Annotated in this window: 17 protein-coding genes; 5 read left to right on the plus strand and 12 right to left on the minus strand. The window is 72.4% G+C overall.

The genetic code is table 11. The annotated features are described in order from the left end of the window. Window positions 1-29 precede the first annotated feature (29 nt). From QE405_RS07035 to QE405_RS07055, 5 genes are all read right to left on the minus strand, one after another. Entirely contained in the window at window positions 30-833 is an 804-nt protein-coding gene (locus QE405_RS07035) for an ABC transporter permease subunit (RefSeq protein WP_307199488.1), read from the minus strand. Window positions 834-848: 15 nt separating this feature from the next. Further along, window positions 849-1,787, minus strand: a complete 939-nt coding sequence (locus tag QE405_RS07040; RefSeq protein ID WP_307199489.1) for an ABC transporter ATP-binding protein — start codon at window positions 1,785-1,787, stop codon at window positions 849-851. 71 nt (window positions 1,788-1,858) lie between these two features. Then, entirely contained in the window at window positions 1,859-2,554 is a 696-nt protein-coding gene (locus QE405_RS07045) for a helix-turn-helix transcriptional regulator (RefSeq protein WP_307199490.1), read from the minus strand. Window positions 2,555-2,670: 116 nt separating this feature from the next. Further along, window positions 2,671-3,807: a tyrosine-type recombinase/integrase gene (locus tag QE405_RS07050; protein WP_307199491.1), complete on the minus strand. Its 1,137-nt coding sequence runs from the start codon at window positions 3,805-3,807 to the stop codon at window positions 2,671-2,673. Window positions 3,808-3,854: 47 nt separating this feature from the next. Beyond that, window positions 3,855-4,466, minus strand: a complete 612-nt coding sequence (locus QE405_RS07055) for a GNAT family N-acetyltransferase (protein ID WP_307199492.1) — start codon at window positions 4,464-4,466, stop codon at window positions 3,855-3,857. Between the two features lie 109 nt (window positions 4,467-4,575). Between QE405_RS07055 and aqpZ the strand changes: the two genes are divergently transcribed. Continuing rightward, complete coding sequence (aqpZ, locus tag QE405_RS07060) at window positions 4,576-5,352, plus strand: aquaporin Z (RefSeq protein WP_307199493.1); 777 nt, start codon at window positions 4,576-4,578, stop codon at window positions 5,350-5,352. Between the two features lie 10 nt (window positions 5,353-5,362). Here the strand turns inward: aqpZ and QE405_RS07065 are convergent, their stop codons facing one another. Beyond that, window positions 5,363-6,016, minus strand: a complete 654-nt coding sequence (locus tag QE405_RS07065) for a Pr6Pr family membrane protein (protein ID WP_307199494.1) — start codon at window positions 6,014-6,016, stop codon at window positions 5,363-5,365. Between the two features lie 137 nt (window positions 6,017-6,153). Between QE405_RS07065 and QE405_RS07070 the strand changes: the two genes are divergently transcribed. Continuing rightward, window positions 6,154-7,746: a methyltransferase domain-containing protein gene (locus QE405_RS07070; protein ID WP_307199495.1), complete on the plus strand. Its 1,593-nt coding sequence runs from the start codon at window positions 6,154-6,156 to the stop codon at window positions 7,744-7,746. Window positions 7,747-7,767: 21 nt separating this feature from the next. Here the strand turns inward: QE405_RS07070 and QE405_RS07075 are convergent, their stop codons facing one another. The 5 genes from QE405_RS07075 to QE405_RS07095 form a co-directional block, all read right to left on the minus strand. Beyond that, on the minus strand, window positions 7,768-8,388 hold the full coding sequence (locus QE405_RS07075) for a nucleoside deaminase (protein ID WP_307199496.1): 621 nt from the start codon (window positions 8,386-8,388) through the stop codon (window positions 7,768-7,770). A gap of 90 nt (window positions 8,389-8,478) precedes the next feature. Next, entirely contained in the window at window positions 8,479-9,069 is a 591-nt protein-coding gene (locus QE405_RS07080; protein WP_307199497.1) for a hypothetical protein, read from the minus strand. 178 nt (window positions 9,070-9,247) lie between these two features. Beyond that, a complete protein-coding gene (locus QE405_RS07085; protein WP_307199498.1) occupies window positions 9,248-10,717 on the minus strand; it encodes an HNH endonuclease signature motif containing protein in 1,470 nt (489 codons plus the stop codon). A gap of 304 nt (window positions 10,718-11,021) precedes the next feature. After that, complete coding sequence (locus QE405_RS07090; RefSeq protein ID WP_307199499.1) at window positions 11,022-11,714, minus strand: aspartate/glutamate racemase family protein; 693 nt, start codon at window positions 11,712-11,714, stop codon at window positions 11,022-11,024. A gap of 28 nt (window positions 11,715-11,742) precedes the next feature. Next, window positions 11,743-12,303, minus strand: a complete 561-nt coding sequence (locus tag QE405_RS07095; protein ID WP_307199500.1) for a DinB family protein — start codon at window positions 12,301-12,303, stop codon at window positions 11,743-11,745. 210 nt (window positions 12,304-12,513) lie between these two features. Between QE405_RS07095 and QE405_RS07100 the strand changes: the two genes are divergently transcribed. Together QE405_RS07100 and QE405_RS07105 are read left to right on the plus strand one after the other, a co-directional pair. After that, window positions 12,514-13,974, plus strand: coding sequence for a hemolysin family protein (locus QE405_RS07100; RefSeq protein ID WP_307199501.1), 1,461 nt, complete (start codon window positions 12,514-12,516; stop codon window positions 13,972-13,974). After that, on the plus strand, window positions 13,971-14,981 hold the full coding sequence (locus QE405_RS07105; protein ID WP_307199502.1) for a hemolysin family protein: 1,011 nt from the start codon (window positions 13,971-13,973) through the stop codon (window positions 14,979-14,981). Before QE405_RS07100 ends, QE405_RS07105 begins: the two co-directional genes overlap by 4 nt. Window positions 14,982-15,030: 49 nt before the next feature. Here the strand turns inward: QE405_RS07105 and QE405_RS07110 are convergent, their stop codons facing one another. Then, a complete protein-coding gene (locus QE405_RS07110; RefSeq protein ID WP_307199503.1) occupies window positions 15,031-15,522 on the minus strand; it encodes a phosphoribosyltransferase in 492 nt (163 codons plus the stop codon). Between the two features lie 165 nt (window positions 15,523-15,687). On the opposite strand from QE405_RS07110, the gene QE405_RS07115 reads away from it, so the two are divergent. Beyond that, the gene (locus QE405_RS07115) at window positions 15,688-16,602 is read left to right on the plus strand and encodes a MetQ/NlpA family ABC transporter substrate-binding protein (RefSeq protein ID WP_307199504.1); all 915 of its coding nucleotides are present in this window, start codon (window positions 15,688-15,690) and stop codon (window positions 16,600-16,602) included. Window positions 16,603-16,626: the final 24 nt, after the last annotated feature.

The following is a 16,626-nucleotide window of genomic DNA, read 5'->3' on the forward strand; positions in this document are numbered from 1 at the left end:
CCGTGGTGGAACGGGTGGAGCGCCCCCCGTCAGGCGGTGCGCACGTCGCGCCGCTCGACGAGAGCAGTGCCCACCGCCGTCACGACCACCGACGCCACCAGCAGTGCGAGCAGGCCGACGGGGTCGAAGCCGGTCTCGAGCGGGTTGCTGCCCAGGGCCCACTCCCACGGCGAGACGACGGCGAGGGGCTCGAGTGCCGAGGAGAGCGGCGCGATGGCGTGCAGCAGGTATCCCAGCACGAGCACGCCCCCAGCGACCGCCATCGTCGCCGAGCGGCTCAGACCGGAGCAGGCGGCGGCATAGGCCAGGCAGGCGTGCAGCGCCGCGAGCAGCGAGGTCGCGGTCGTGCCCGCGGCGACGCCGGTCGTCGACACGTCCATGTCGAGGGCAGCCACCCAGCCGGCGACGAGGAGACCGACGAGCACCGACACCACCGCGAGGCTGACGACGACGGTGAGCAGACGGGTGAGGAAGACCGTACGGCGGCGTACCGGCAGCGCGAGCAGGAGCTCGAGCCGACCAGCCTCCTCGTCACCGGCGGTGAGCGACGTCGCCGCCGTGAGGGCCATGAGGCCGAGGAGGAGGGGGAGCAGGACCGCGTACAGGTTCCCGCGCAGGTAGCCGCTGGCAGTGGCGATCTGGTCGAGCCCGAAGGCTGCGGCGACATCCGGGGACAGTCCGGAGCTCAGCGAGTCGAGTGAGCCCGACTCCTCCATGGACGGCCAGACGGACACGACGGACGCCGCCAGGAGCAGCAGCGCGACCGTCCAGACCACGGTCGCGCGGCGCTGCGCCTGGAGGCCGCGGTTGACGAGCTCGGAGGTGGACGACATGGGATCTCCCTCGTCTCAGTGCACGGAGGCGGACGGGCGGACGGACGGACTGGAAGCGGTGGGGGCGGGGGAGCGGTAGTGCTCGAAGAACGCATCCTCGAGGTCGGGCTCCGGCAGGCTGAGCGTGTGCACGTCGTGGGCGGCGAGAAGGCGCAAGAGGTCGTTGGGGGGCCCGGTCCACCGCAGCCGGAGCTCTTGCGGAGCCACCTGCTCGACCGCCGCGGCGCCCGGCAGCCTGGCCACGTCCGACGCGGACGGCCCGCTGCCGTCGAACACCACCCGGACGCGCAGCGGTGCACCGGAACGCATCTCCTGGGTGGTGCCGCTGGCGACGACCCTGCCCGCACGGATGACGACGACCTGGTCCGCGATGCGCTCGACCTCTGACATGACGTGGGACGACAGCAGGATGGTGGCCCCCGCGGCTGCGGCCTCCGCAGCCGTGTCGAGGAAGACCTCCTGCATGAGGGGGTCCAGGCCGTTGGTGGGCTCGTCCAGGACGAGCAGCTCGGGTCGGGCCATGAACGCGCCCACGAGCCCGATCTTGCGACGGTTGCCGGTGGAGAGGCCCTTGACCGGCTTGTCGAGGCGCACCGCGAAGCGGTCGACCAGCTCTGCGCGGAAGGCGGTGTCGACGCCGGGGCGCAGTCGGCTCCAGCTCTCGAGGGTCTGTGCGACGGTCAGCCGGTCGTCGAGGCGGAGCTCACCGGGGGAGTACCCGATGCGAGCCCGTACGGCGGGGTCGCGCGCGGGGTCGTGGCCGAGCACGCGCACGCTGCCGCTCGTCGGTGTCGAGAGCCCCAGGAGCATCCGGATCGTCGTGCTCTTGCCGGCCCCGTTGGGGCCGAGGTAGCCGAGGACGGTGCCCGGGCCGACGGTGAGGTCGACGGCGTCGAGCGCGGTGAAGTCCCCGAACTTCTTGGTCAACGCGGTGCAGTGGATGACGGCGGTCATGGTGGCCTCCCGAGCAGGTGCTTCAGATTCAGAATATTCTGAACGTTAGCACGACGACCGCGTGCCCGGCTTCATCCGTGACGCACACGAGCCCGCAGGGGCGCCGCGCCGACGACCGACGAGGCGGCCGACACGGTGGCCGAGGCAGCGCGCGGCGGGTCGAGGTGGAGCAGCTCCCGTCGGCTCGACACCCCGAGCTTGCGGAACACCTGGCTGACGTAGTTCTTGGCGGTCTGGCGCGTGATCGTCAGGTGCTCGGCGATCTCGTCGTTCGACTGCCGCAGCAGCAGCATGCCCAGCACCTCCTGCTCCCGCCGCGTCAGGTCGCAGGCCGCAGAGGGAGGCGTTGCCTCGACCGGCGGCGGCGGGCCCGCGTCGAGGAAGATGCAGGTGCGTCCGCGGACGACGTCGAGCAGGCCCCGGACCAGGTCGGGCACCGGGACGCTGTGGTGCAGGAACCCCACGGCGCCCAGGTGCAGCGAACGCAGGACCTCCTGCGGCTCGTCGACCCGCCCGAGGAAGACCACCCGGACCCTCTCGTGGCGCCGCAGGGCGGCCCGCCAGCCGGGGGTGCGCACCACGTGCTCGTACTCCATCAGCACGACGTCGGGCCGGCAGGTCGTCACCAGCTCGTCGATGCTCGTCGGCGGGCTCCACGAGCCCACGTGCCGCAGCTCGTCGACGTCGGCGAGCGCCGCCTCCAGCCCGCTCAGCACGAGTGGCGACGCATGCGCGGCCGCCACCCGGTGGACCTGTCCGTGGTTCATCCCGAGACCCCCCCAGTAGGTTCAGAATCATCTGAACATGGCGGGGGGGCTCGAGGGGTGTCGGCTCGGTTACATTCCGAGGAAGCCGGATGCCGGGGCGGCCGGGCGTGGCTCGTTCATCCCGACGTCAACGGATGCCGGTTCACGGCGGCGACCAGCTCCTCGGCAACGGTGTCGAGGTAGACGTCCGTCGTCGCGATCGAGGCGTGACCGAGCAGGTCCTTGATGACGTTGACCGGCACGCCGTGGTGCACCAGCACGGTGGCCGCGGTGTGCCGCAGCCCGTGGGGCGTCACGCGGCGGCGCAGCCGCGGGGGGAGCGCGTCGCACGACCGCTTCACCATGAGCTGCACGTCGCGGGGTCGGATGCGGAGGCCCCGCCAGGTCAGGAGCAGCGCCCGCTCGGCGTCCTCGACCCCGACGGTCACGACCCGCTCACCGGTCTCCGGGTCCTTGACCGTCCGCGGCTGGGGCGTCGGGCGGGAGCCCGCGACGTACGCGTCGACCATCGCGACGGTGCCGGGGGAGAGGGGCACCCACCGCTCCTTGCTGCCCTTGCCGAGGACGCGCAGCCAGGTCTGGGTCGCGTAGTCGCCGTCCGCGCCCGACCCCTCGCCGACGATCCGCTCCTCGATGTCGGCCTGGTCGATCCCGCAGAGCTCGGAGACCCGGATGCCGGTCTCGAGCAGCAGCCGGAAGATCAGCTCGTCGCGCGGACCGAGGTCGCGGTCGGCGCCGGGCTTGGTGGCCGCACCCGGCGGCGTCGCCGTGGTGCCGTCGAGGAGCGCCTTCGCGACGGGCGTGGGCACGGCCTTGCGGGCGGGGTCGGAGGTGCGGGGCCGCTTGACGCGCACCTCCGCGTCGAGCACCGGGTTCGCCTCGACCCAGCGCTCACGGGTCGCCCGCTCGAAGAACCGCGAGACGGAGGACTGGAAGCGGCGGGTCGCGCCAGCGCCGCGGGTCTTGGTGGACCCGGGAGCCGGTACGGCGCTGCCGCCGTCCCGGTTGCCGCGGAAGCGGCCGTCGGGCCGGGCGCCGTAGGCGAGCACGATGTCGTCGAGCTGCGCCCCGGTGATGTCGTCGAGCACGGTCTCGGGACCGGCCAGCTCGACGAACTCGGCCAGGTCGCGCCGGTAGTTCGCGGCCGTCGTCGCGGCCAGCGAGTGACCCGCGACCGCCCGCGCGACGCCGTCGAGGTAGCGGTCGACCGCCACCCGCACCGTGACCCGGTCCAGCTCCCGTGCAGCGACCACGGGAGGACGGTAGCCAGGTCGCCGCCCGCCGCGGCGGAGGCGCGCGGTCAGCCCTGGGCGGGACGCCACATGGTCGTCAGGCCCTCGTCGTCACCCGGCCCTCCGATGCGGCCCCGGGGAGCGAAGCCGAAGCGCTCGTAGAGCCGCTGGTTCACCGGGCTCGTCGCCTCGAGGTACGCCGCGGCGCCGTCGGCGTCGATCGTCGCCAGCCGGTGGCGCAGGAGCGCGCTGCCCACGCCGAGCCCGCGGGCCGCGCCCCCGACCGCGATGTCCGTGAGGTACCAGTGCGGCGTCGCGGGCCGGGCCGCGGCGTACCGCGCGCTCTCCGCGTGCGACGCCCGCAGGTTGCGGACCCCGACGGCGCCGACGGCGCGGGGGAGCCCGCGCAGTCCGACCAGGGGAGCCCGGCGCCGGTCCGGCGCCTCCCAGACGGCCACGCCGATGACGGGTCCGCCGGGCTCCCGACGGGCGACGTCCACGATGCCGGCGACGAGCGCGCCGCGGACGGTGCCCTCGTAGACGGCCGCGACCCGGCTGTGGCGGTCGTGCTCGCCCGGCACGAGGCGGTGGAGGGCCGGATCGTCGGCGAGCGCCTCGGCGAGGACGGCGGCGCAGGCACGGACGTCGGCGGTCGTCGCGACTCCGAGGGGGACGGTCATGTGGTGATCCTCCCAGGAGGTCGAGCGTGACGATCGCACCGCGCCGCGCGACCAACTCCCGTCCGACCGTCCCGGCCACCCGGCCCCGACCCGAACCGAGGAGCACCGCATGACCCGCGCCACCCGTCCCACGCCCGCCCGCGCCGAGGCCGCCCCGGCCCGCCTCGGCCCGCGCCTGGCCGCCGAGACCGTCGGCACCTTCTGGCTCGTCCTGGCCGGCTGCGGCACGGCCGTGCTGGCGGGGGAGCAGGTGGGGTACCTCGGCGTCGCCCTCGCGTTCGGGCTCGCGGTGCTCACGATGGCGTACGCCGTCGGTCACGTCTCCGGCGGTCACTTCAACCCCGCCGTGACGCTGGGCCTCGCCGTCGCCCGTCGCTTCGAGTGGCGCGACGTGCCGGCGTACGTCGCGGCGCAGCTCGTCGGCGCGAGCGTGGCCGGTGGGCTGCTCTACGTGGTCGCGTCGGGCCGCGACGGGTTCTCCGTCGCCGACGGCTTCGCCACCAACGGCTTCGGTGACCGGTCACCGGAGGGCTACACGCTGCTGGCGGCCGCCGTGACGGAGGTCGTGCTCACCGCCGTCTTCGTGTTCGTCATCCTCGGCGTCACCGACCGCCGTGCGCCCGTCGGCTTCGCGCCGCTCGCCATCGGCCTCACGCTGACCGCCGTGCACCTGGTCTCGATCCCGGTCACCAACACCTCGGTCAACCCGGCGCGGTCGCTGGGCGTCGCCTGGTTCGACACCGCGGCGCTGGGCCAGTCGTGGCTGTTCGTCGTCGCGCCGCTCGCGGGCGCGGCGATCGCCGGCCTCGCGTACGCCGTCACCACCGGGGTCGACCGCCGCGACGTGGACGTCGACGGCGGGCCGGCCACCCGGTCGGCCGCCTGACCCGGCCGCCTCAGGCAGGGCGGCGCGAGCTGCGGGGGAGCAGGGTCCCCCGCAGCCGCGAACCCGCCCAGACGACGGCGCCCGCCGCCACGAGTGCGACGAGCAGCCCCACGCAGTGCGCGGCGAGGGAGGCCACGCCGCGCTCCGGCAGGAGGAAGCCGTAGGGCACCCAGCCGTCCGTGGCCCCGCGGACGAGCACGACGACCAGCCAGACGACGGGGTACGGCAGGACGATCCACCAGGACCGCCACCGCAGCCGGTGCCGGTCACCGACGAGCAGCCAGTCGAGCAGTGCGAGCGCCGGGAACACCACGTGCAGCACCGCACTGACCCACGCCGGCGCAGTGCCCGTGCCGGGGATCAGGCTGTTGTAGACGACCGCGACGACCAACAGGCACGCGGTGGCGACGCCACGGGCGGTCGCCAGCCACGCGGGCGCGGGGCGCCCGAGGAGCATCAGCACGCCCGCGCCTCCCAGGAGCACGCTCATCAGCAGGTTCGTCTGGTTCGTGAAGTATCCGAAGTAGTCGAACGGGTTGCTGTCGCCGACGGCGATGCGCTCGACGTAGGTCAGCATCAGCAGCACGACGACGACCGCCGACACGGCCACGCGCGCCGTGCCGACGGCGATCGCGACGCGACGGTGCGTGGTGTCGAGGTCCATGCCGGCAACCCTAGGGGTCGGGCTGGGTATCCGGTGGTCGCGCGGGGAGACGGTTCGTACTACGTTCTTTCACCGTAATACGCAGTGACACGTCAGGTAGCGACGGGGAAGTGGCGTGCACCTGCCACAGTGGCGCCGTGACGTACTCCGAGGTGCTGTTCCCCGGCCGCCACCACGCGGTCACCGCGTTCCAGGTCGAGTACCTGCACCGGCTGCTCGCCGGTGAGGTCACGGACGCATCCGACCAGCCGATCGCCGTGGCCGACGACGCGGTCGTCATCTGGCCGGTCACGTCGGCCAACCACGCCTGGACGCGACGCAACCCGCTGCCGGGCCACCGCCGCGAGGCCCTCGTGGAACGCGTCTCGGTTGCCTCCGGGTTGCCGAGCCTCGTCGTGCCGGTGCCCGACGTGCCGCAGCACCCCCGGTTCGCCGAGCTCGTCGTGACGACCGTCGCCACGGCGCTGGGCCACCGACCGGCGCCGTCGCCCGAGCACACCCTGGTCGCCTGCTCGACGCCGGCGGTCGCCGCGTCGTACCGAGCCCTCGGCTTCGCCGTCGTCGGCGTCGAGGACGCCGTCGAGACCGCGCCCGAGGACCAGCCCGCGCGCCCCTGGGAGGTCGTGCAGCGGCTCGCCGAGGGCGACGCGTCCTGGCGGCTGATCGCGCACCCGGAGACGGTGGCGTTCTACGAGCGGTACGACGTGCCCCGCCTCGTGGCCGACCTCTTCGCCGACCCGGTGGTCTCCAGCGAGGGCGACCTGACGACCACGCGCGACTACCGCACCTACGCCGCGTCCTTCGAGACCGCCTCCGACCGCAAGTTTGAGCAGGTCGGACCGCTCCTCGAGCCCGGTCGGGTCGTCGACGTCGGCTGTGCCACCGGTGGGCTGCTGGAGCGCATCGCCGCCGACCCGCGGTTCGCCGAGTCGGACCTGTTCGGCGTCGACATCGCGCGGCCGTTGCTCGACGAGGCCGAGCACAAGAAGGCCACCGGCGTCTTCGCGAACCCCAACATCTGGTTCGTGCGCGCCAACATCCTCTCCGGCCCGGTGATGCCCGCCGCCTCGATCGACTCCACCGTCACCGTGGCGCTCACCCACGAGGTGTTCTCGTACGGCGCGGGTCGCGCCGACGTCGAGGCGTTCGCCCGGCGCGTCCACGAGCACACGCGCATCGGCGGGGTCTGGGTGAACTCCGACGTCCTCGGTCCCGACGAGCCGGACCGGCTGGTGCGGCTGACCCTGCGGACCGACGACGGCGTCACGCCCGTCGAGCCCCACCGCGAGCTGGACGACCTGGCACCCGCCGAGGTGGCGGCGTACGTCGAGTGCCTGTCGACCGCCGGGCGCCTCGTGCAGTTCGCGCACGACTTCCCCCGGCTCTCCGGGACCGCGTTCGCCGCGGAGCGGCTGCCGACGGACGACGGCACCGCGACGTACCAGCTGCGGCTCGGCGACGCCATGGAGTTCCTCACGACGAAGGACTACGCCGACAACTGGCTCAGCGAGTGCCACGAGTCGTTCTGCGGGCTGAGCTTCGCCGACTGGCGGACCGTGCTGACGGACGCCGGGTTCACCCTCGACCCCACCTCGGCGGCCTGGCGCAACGAGTGGCTGGCCGAGCATCGGTTTTCCCCCGTGGCCGAGCTCGCCGACGCCGGGACCGGTGCGCCTCTCCCCTGGCCGGTCACCCACGTGCTCACCGTGGCGCGACGGCCGTTGGGCTGAGCACGTTCGGCGCTCTGGTCGTCACGGGAGCGGGATGCCCGCTCCGCCCTTCGACTGCTGGTAGGTCGCCGAGAGCGCGTCGTACGTCGTCCGCAGGCGCACCACGGCGTCCGCGGCGGCGGGGTCGTCGGAGGTCGCCACCGCTGCGGCGAGGTCGGCCGTGGTGAGGAACGGGCTGCTGCGGTTGTAGAGGTCGCGGCCGGGCGCGGGCGCGTCGCGGTCGGGATCGGGCACGGCGTAGACGGCCTTGAGGATCGCGATGTCGTGCGGGATCGCGAAGGCGTCGGCGGAGTCGGCGTGGCTGAAGAGGTACGCCGCGTCCGCGAACCCCGACCACGCGAGCGCCGAGAGGCACAACGAGCACGGCTCGTGGGTCGCGAGGAACAAGCAGTCACCCGGATCCGGACGGTCGGAGGCCGGCAGCTCGTGGAAGAGCTTGATGGCGTGCACCTCGCCGTGCCACAGCGGGTTCCGGGTCTCCGCGTTCGTGGCGGCGAGGACCAGCGAACGGTCTTCCCGCCGCAGGATCGCGGCCCCGAACAGCTTGTTGCCCTCCTCGACCCCCGCCCGCGTCAGCGGTACGACGTCGTGCTCGACCACCTCGAGCAGGCGAGCCACCAGCGACGGGTCGGTCAGGTCCATGCGTCTCCCCTCCCGGACGCCCCGGTGGGCGTCCGGGAGCAAGAGGACCCGATCCACGTCACGGCAGCGTGACGAGGACGTGACGCGCGATCACCCGGAGGCGCGGCCCGAGGAGACGACCAGACCGTTGCTGCTCGTCAGGCGCCACGACTTCTCGACGGGCCCGGTGAGGGCGACGACACCGGACGACACGACCGTGATCTCGTCGCCGGTCGTCAGCTTCTCCTTGAGTGCGGCCACCTGCGGCGGCGACAGCCGCGCGGTCGACATCCGCCAGCTCGACGTCTCGGCCGCTCCGGGCGTCATGTGGTCGGGTGCGCCGGCCTCGTCGAGCACGATCGTCTGCACCTGCTCGCTCGCGAGGTGCACCACCAGGTGGCCCTGGCCCTCCGTCACCCGCGTCACGCGACCGTGCTCGTGGTGGGTGACGAAACGGCGCCCCAGGTCGGGCAGGTGCTGCAGCTCCGCCAGGCGACGACGAGCCATCAGCGACAACGACGTGACGGCAGCGGCCGCACCGGCGAGGGTCAGCAGGGCGACGACACCGGCGACCTCGGCCATGTGCTCGGGGCCGGCCAGGAGGACACCGACGCCACCGGCGACCAGCACGGCGATCGCCGCCGCGGCAGGAGCGAGGCCGACCAGACGGCGACGCGAACGGGAGACGGGTGACACCGACATGGGAACCTCCGGACAGGGACGTGGTGCGGGATGAACACCGCCAGCCTCGTCCTGCTTCCCGTGGACGGGGTCGACGGACGCTGTGAAGTTGCTGTGGTGGGCACGCTCCGCAGCCCGGCCGCCGGGCTGGCGGTCGGGCTGGCGGTCGGGCTGGCGGTCGGGCTGGCGGTGCTGCGGCTCAGGTCTCGTCGCTTGGTTCTGGCGCTGGTCGTGGTGGTGGCCAGGGTCGGGTGCCGTCGCGGTCGACGAGGTAGGTGAGGCCCATCGGGCTGGTCCAGATGAGGGCATTCGGTGGTTCACCGTCGTCCGGGTGGGTGGGCCGGTAGGTCCAGCGTCTCCCGGTTCTCATCTCACGGTGGGTCTTCAAGCGGTGGTGGCGTCGGCAGAGCGGGAACAGATTGGCCGTGGAGGTCTGGCCGGCTGGACCGTGCTGGTCGAAGGCGTCGCAGTGGTCGAGGTCCGCGGTGCGTGAGCTGCGGGTGCAGAAGGGGAAGACGCAGCGCGGCCAGCGGGCCCTGACGTGGTCGGCGATCCGGTCGGGTGGGGTGTAGCCGTTCACGGCGTCCTCGGTATTGAGGTCGATGACCGGCTTGACGACGACGGTGGTGTCCGGTGCGGCGCACCAGGCCTGGACCTGCTCGACCGTGACGGCGCCGCGAGGCGCGCCGGGGGTGTCGAGGCGTGCGAGGTCGATACCGGTCCTGCCGGTGCAGGCGTCGATCCCGGGACCGAATCCGTTGAGGGTGCCGGTGATCGCGGCCTCGTCGAGGTGCACGAACAGCACCACCTCGCGGCGAGTCCGCGCCTGCGTGGGTGGCTGGTCCTCGTCGTACTCCAACGTCGCCACGCCGTTGCAGCGCCGCGCGATCTCACCGAGGGCGATGGAGCGGCGTACGTCGAGGGCCTGATCGCAGCCCAGGTCGACCAGCTGCCGGGCCACGTGCGCGACGGTGCGTTCCAGGTCGAGCGCATCAGCCAGGTCCAGCGTCCCGTGGACATCGACGGTGCCGCGCAGTGTCCCGGTCAACGGGTCCGCGAAGGCGACGTCGCCCAGCTCGATCGTCAGATGGCGCTCTCCGTCGGCCTCGGCCCGTTCGGCCTCGGTGGTCTCGGGGTCGAACCGGGCTGCCGCCTCGGCCACCAGTCGATCGACCTCGGGACCGGTGGCCTTGGCCGCGACGTACGCGATGTGGCGATCCACGAACCCCGCCGCGTCGAAGGTCAGCGTCCGCGTGCTCTGCGCGATGCGGCGTCCGCGCCAGACATCGACCTCACCGGCCGCGACACGGGCGTGCACGCGTGGGAGCCGGTAGCGCAGCTCTAACGCGTCACCGACCAGCCGGCGTGCGGCGTCGAACGAGCACCCACGGGCGGCCGCGACCTCGCCGATGCAGAACTCCGCCACCACCGGTGCCCCGGGACCACCGAGCTCGAGGAAGTGGTCGCCCGCCAGCGTCTCGGCATGGGACTCGTCGTGCCACTCGCCCAGCACCGTGATCGGGTCACCCACCACCTCGTCCGAGGTGTGCGCAGAAGCCCAGTCACCCACCGCGACGAACGCAGCCGCCTCCGCCACGCGAGCCGCCGTCGTGCGCTCGCGGACCGCGTCGATCAACGCAGTCGCCGCGTGCTGGGTCCCCCGATCCATGATCCCACTTTAATCGAACACGTGTGCGAACGCCACCTCTGCGTGGTGATCTGTGGATGACCATTCCGAGGTCGGCGCCGAGTTGTCACCTACGCGGCGACGCCTCCCCGCCCGCGCCGCGGCGTACGTGACAACTCGGCGCGACCAGCTCGCGCGCTTCATGCAACTCGACGCACCCGCCGCGGCGTACGACCCAACTCGACGCACCCGCCGCGGCGTACGACCCAACTCGACGCACCCGCCGCGCAGTACGACCCACCTCGACGCATGAGCCGCGGCGTACGTGACAACTCGACGCGCGGCCCTACTCCCCCAGCGCTGCCGCGACGGCGGCCTCGACGTGCAGGCGCGTCGTGGGGAAGACGGGCACGGTCGTGTCCGCGGCGCCCACCAGCAGCTCGATCTCGGTGCACCCGAGCACGATGCCCTCGGCTCCGCGCTCGACGAGACCCGCCATCACCGCGACGTACGCCGCGCGCGACTCCGGCCGGACCACCCCGTGCACGAGCTCGTCGTAGATCACCCGGTGCACGACGTCGCGGCCGGCCTCGTCGGGCACGAGCACCTCGAGCCCGTGGTCCGCCAGCCGGTCGCGGTAGAACGCCTGCTCCATCGTGAAGCGCGTGCCGAGCAGGCCCACGCGCCGCACGCCGGCCTCGCGCACCGCGTCGGCGGTGGTGTCGGCGAGGTGGAGGAACGGCACGTCGATGGCCGCCGCGACGACGTCGGCGACCTTGTGCATGGTGTTGGTGCACAGGACCACGAGGTCGGCGCCGGCCGCGCTGAGGCGCCGGGCCTCGACGGCGAGCAGCTCCCCCGCGGCCTCCCAGTCGCCGGCCATCTGCAGACGTTCGACGTCGGCGAAGTCGACGGAGGTGAGCACGACGCGCGCCGAGTGGAAACCGCCCCGCCGCTCCCGCACCAGCTCGTTGGCGAGGCGGTAGTACTCCGCCGTCGACTCCCAGCTCATCCCGCCGATCATCCCGATCATCCGCATGAGCCCCAGTAGAGCAGGCCCCGGCGGATCAGCCCATCGTCTTCGCCCCGTCGATCGACTCCCGGATGATGTCCGCGTGGCCCGCGTGCTGCGCCGTCTCGGCGAGCACGTGGAGGAAGGTGCGCCGCGCGCTCCACCGCTCCCCCGGCGCGAACCACGGCGCCTCCGGCAGCGGCTGGGTGGCGTCGAGGTCGACGGAGGTCACCAGGGCCTCGGTCGCGGCGGCCGCCGCCGCGTACTCACCCAGCACCCCCTCCAGCGTCTCGTCCGGCAGCAGCACGAACTGCTGGTGGTACGCCAGCACCTCCGCCGGCGGATCGGACCAGTCGATGTGCTCCCAGTCGATGGCTGCCTGCTCCTCGGGGCCGTGCTCGACGAAGCGGTTCCACTCCCCCACCGTCGCGGTCACGTGCTTCACGAGGCCGCCGAGGTTGAGGGAGCTGACCGTGGGCGTCAGGCGCGCCTGGTCGTCCGCGATGCCGTCGAGGGCACGCAGGAAGAGGTCGCGGTGCTTGCGGAGGGCCTCCAGGAGGTCCGCCCGCTCGCCGGTCGTGGCGGTGTCGGTGTCCGTGTCCGTGTCCGTGTCCATGGAGGCACGCTAGGCGCGAGCACCGACACTCCTGGCGTGTCGCGGGAACCTCCGGCGCGCACCCGTCGTTGAACGTCTCGAGCCGACACCCGTCGGCACCAGATCGACACGAGGACAGGACTTGACCGGGCCGACAGACGAACCCTGTAGACCCCACACCCGGCGCGCGCACGCACGCCGCTCTCCCGCTCGAGGGGAGGTGCGCGGCAGGTGACCATCTTGCTCTCGCTCCTGCTCGGGGTGGTCGTCGTGCTGCTGATCACGGCGGCGACCGGCTACTTCGTGGCGCAGGAGTTCGCCTACATGGCGGTCGACCGCTCGACCTTGCGCGCCAAGGCCGAGGCCGGGGACACGACCGCCGCCCGCACGCTCAAGGTGACGGGCCGCACCTCCTTCATGCTCTCCGGCGCCCAGCTCGGCATCACCGTGACCGGCCTCCTGGTCGGCTACGTCGCCGAGCCCCTCATCGGGTCCGCCTTCGGCGACCTGCTCGCGCTGGGTGGCGTGCCGACCGCCCTGGGCGTCACGATCGGCACCCTGCTCGCCCTGGCCTTCGCGACCGTCGTGCAGATGCTGTTCGGCGAGCTCTTCCCCAAGAACCTGGCGATCGCCCGCCCCGAGCCCGTGGCTCGCTGGCTGTCCCGCTCGACGCTGGGCTACCTCGCCATCACGGGATGGCTCATCTGGTTCTTCGACCAGTCGTCCAACCTGCTGCTGCGCGCGCTGAAGATCGAGCCCGTGCACGACGTGGAGAGCTCGGCGACGGCCCGCGACCTCGAGCACATCGTGGCCGAGTCGCGCGCGTCCGGTGAGCTCACCGCCGAGATGTCGGTGCTGCTCGACCGCGTCCTCGACTTCCCGCAGCACGACGTGGAGCACGCGATGGTCCCCCGCAGCCGCGTGGACTCCGTGGACTCCGACGCGACGCTCGGCGAGGTCCGCGAGCTCATGCGCACCGGCCACTCGCGCTACCCCGTGCTCGGCGAGGACGACGAGATCCTCGGCATCGTCCACCTGGTCGACCTGCTCGACCTCGGCGCCCTGGACGGGGACGACCCGTGGTCCAAGCCGGTCACGACGGCCCTGCGGCCGCCGATCGTGCTGCCCGAGCTCATGGCCATGCCCGACGCCCTCCGCACCATCGCGGAGGCCAAGGAGCAGATGGCCTGTGTCGTCGACGAGTACGGCGGCCTCGCCGGCATCGTCACGATCGAGGACCTCGTCGAGGAGATCGTCGGCGAGATCCGCGACGAGCACGACGAGCCGGCCGAGCCGGAGTTCAGCGTCGACGCCGTCCGCGGCGGGTGGGAGATGCGCGGCGACCTGCCCGTCGACGAGGTCGAGCGGGTGATCGAGCACGACCTGCCGACCGGTGACTTCGAGACCCTCGCGGGCCTGGTCATCGCCGAGCACGGTGCGCTCCCCGAGCCGGGCACGTCCCTGCTCGTGCGCCTGCCCGACGACCCCGGCGACCTGGCCGGCAGCGACGAGCCCGTCGTGCGCCACCTGGCGGTCGAGGTGCTCGAGATCGAGCAGTACGTCCCGTCCTCCCTGCACGTGCAGGTGGTCGAGGCGACCGATGACGACGAGGACGACGGCGGAGACCCGATGCGCACGGACGGCCCCGACGGCCCCGGCACGAGCGGCTCCCGCACGGAGGTGGAGGCATGATGGAGAACCCTGTCGTCGTCCTCGTGGCGACGGTCGTGATCATCGCGGCCAGCGCGTTCTTCGTGGCCATCGAGTTCGCCCTCATCGGCGCCAAGAAGCACCGTCTCGAGGACGCCGCGGCCACGAGCCGTGCCGGTCGCGCAGCCCTCCGCAGCGCCTCGGAGCTCTCGGTCCTGCTCGCGGGCTCGCAGCTCGGCATCACGCTCTGCGTGCTGGCGCTCGGTGCCATCACCAAGCCGGCCGTGCACCACTGGCTGACCCCGCTGTTCGAGTCGTGGGGTGTCGCACTGTGGCTGGCCGACGTCGCCGGCTTCGTGCTGGCGCTCGTCGTCGTCACCTTCATCCACCTCGTGGTGGGCGAGATGGCGCCGAAGTCGTGGGCCATCGCCCACCCCGAGCGCTCGGCGACGCTCCTGGCCCTGCCGATGCGGGGCTTCATGTGGCTGACCCGACCGGCGATCCACGCCCTCAACAACGGCGCCAACTGGTGCCTGCGCCGGGTCGGCGTGGACCCGGTGGACGAGCTGGGTGCGGGCACGGACCCCGACACCCTGCGCCAGCTCGTGCAGCACTCGGCGAACGTCGGGGCCCTCGACGCCAGCTACTCGGTCCAGCTCTCGGGCGCCCTCGACCTCGGTCACGTGCAGGTGCGCGAGCTGGTGCAGCCGAGGCGACCCGTCGCCGTACCGGAGCACGCCACGGTCGGTGACGTGCAGGACGCGAGCCGCACGACGGGGCACCTGCGGATCCTCGTGGGCTCCCCCGACGCCCCGACCGGGCTCGTCCACGTCCGCGACACGCTGACGGAGGACCGCGCCGCCCCGTTGGCGCCGATGGTGCGTCCGGTGCACACGCTCGCGCCGGACGTCACCGTGCTCGCCGCACTGGCCGAGATGCGTCAGGCGAGCGCGCAGCTCGCCGTCGTGCAGGACACGGACGGCCTCCTCGGCGTCGTGTCGTTCGCCGACATGCTCCGCGGCCTCTTCCCGGAGCGCGTCCCGGCGTGACGCACCGACCGCGGCGTACCTCCTCGCCGGAGGTGCGCCGCGGTCGCCGTCAGGCGTCGCGCACGCCGGAGCGGTCGGTGATCGGGGGCAACGTCGACCAGGGGAAGTTGATCCACCGGTCGGTGTGCTTCCACACGAAGTCGCCCTTCACGACGGAGCGCGGCTTCTCGTAGATCACCGCCGTGCGGGCCTCCGCCACGTGCCCGCGGACGAAGGCGTCGACCATCTCCAGCGTCCGCCCGGAGTCGGCCACGTCGTCCACGATGAGCACGCGGGTGTCGTCGAGCTCGGAGGCGTCGAGGTACGGCGGCAGCATCGTCGGTACGTCGAGGGTGGTGCCCACGCCGGTGTAGAACTCCACGTTCATCGTGAAGAGGTTCTTGCAGTCCAGCGCGTAGGCGATGGAGCCGGCCGGGATGAGTCCCCCGCGCGCGATGCCGAGCACGACGTCGGGCACGAAGCCCGCATCGGCCACCTGCTGCGCGAGCTCCCTCACCGCGACGCCGTAGGTCTCCCAGGTCAAGGTCTCGCGCTCGTCCATCCGGCGGATGATACGGGCTCCCGACGACGACCACGTGACGCAACCGACACGTAAGACAATTGTGTCGGTGGTGTTACTGGTCTTTAGCCTTCGTGGTCCACGCGGGGCGCATCGATCGAGCGCACCCGCGACGACCATCCTGCACCACCGTGCGAAAGGCTGAGCATGTCCGACCAGATCCTCGAGGCGCCGAAGTCGCGCACGCCCCTGTACACGGCGATCGCCGTCGTGCTGGTGCTCCTGCTCGCCGTCGGGGCCTACTTCCTCTTCATCCGCGACGACGCCGACGGCGACACGATCCGGATCGGTGTCGTCGACGACTCCGACCCCTACTGGGACACCTTCGTCGAGGCCGCTGCGGACGAGGGCCTCGACGTCGAGATCGTCAACTACGACGAGTACACCCTGCCGAACCCCGCGCTCGACGAGGGCGCCATCGACATCAACCAGTTCCAGCACATCGTGTTCCTGGGTGAGTACGTCGCGTCCAGCGGCTCGGACATCGTCCCGATCGGGTCGACGGCGATCTACCCCCTCGGCCTCTACTCGACGCAGTACGACAGCGTCGAGGACATCCCGGACGGTGCGGAGATCGTCGTGCCGGACGACCCGAGCAACCGGGCCCGCGCCCTGCTCATCCTGCAGTCCGCCGGGCTCATCGAGCTCCAGGACGGCGGCTCGATCTTCTCCGACCTCTCCGACGTCGACGAGGACGCCTCCCGCGTCACCGTGACCGAGGCGGCGGCCGACCTCACGGCCAGCTCCCTCGGCGACATCGCCGCGGCGGTCATCAACAACGACTTCCTCGAGCCGTCCGGGCTCACCCCCGAAGACGCGATCGCCGAGGACGACCCGGCCGACCCCAACGCGATCCCCTACGTCAACATCTTCGCCGTGCGCGGCGAGGACAAGGACAACGCGGACTACCTCAAGCTCGTCGAGATCTACCAGGACACGCAGTCGGTCCTCGACGGCGTGCAGGAGGCCGCCGGCGGCACCGCCGAGTTCGTCAAGATCCCCCAGGCCGACCTCGAGCAGTCCCTGCGGGAGACGGTCGAGGAGACCGAGGCCAACAGCTGACGCACCGCTCAGCTGAGACGGGTG

Source organism: Nocardioides zeae, assembly GCF_030818655.1.
In the GTDB taxonomy this organism is placed as follows: domain Bacteria; phylum Actinomycetota; class Actinomycetes; order Propionibacteriales; family Nocardioidaceae; genus Nocardioides; species Nocardioides zeae_A.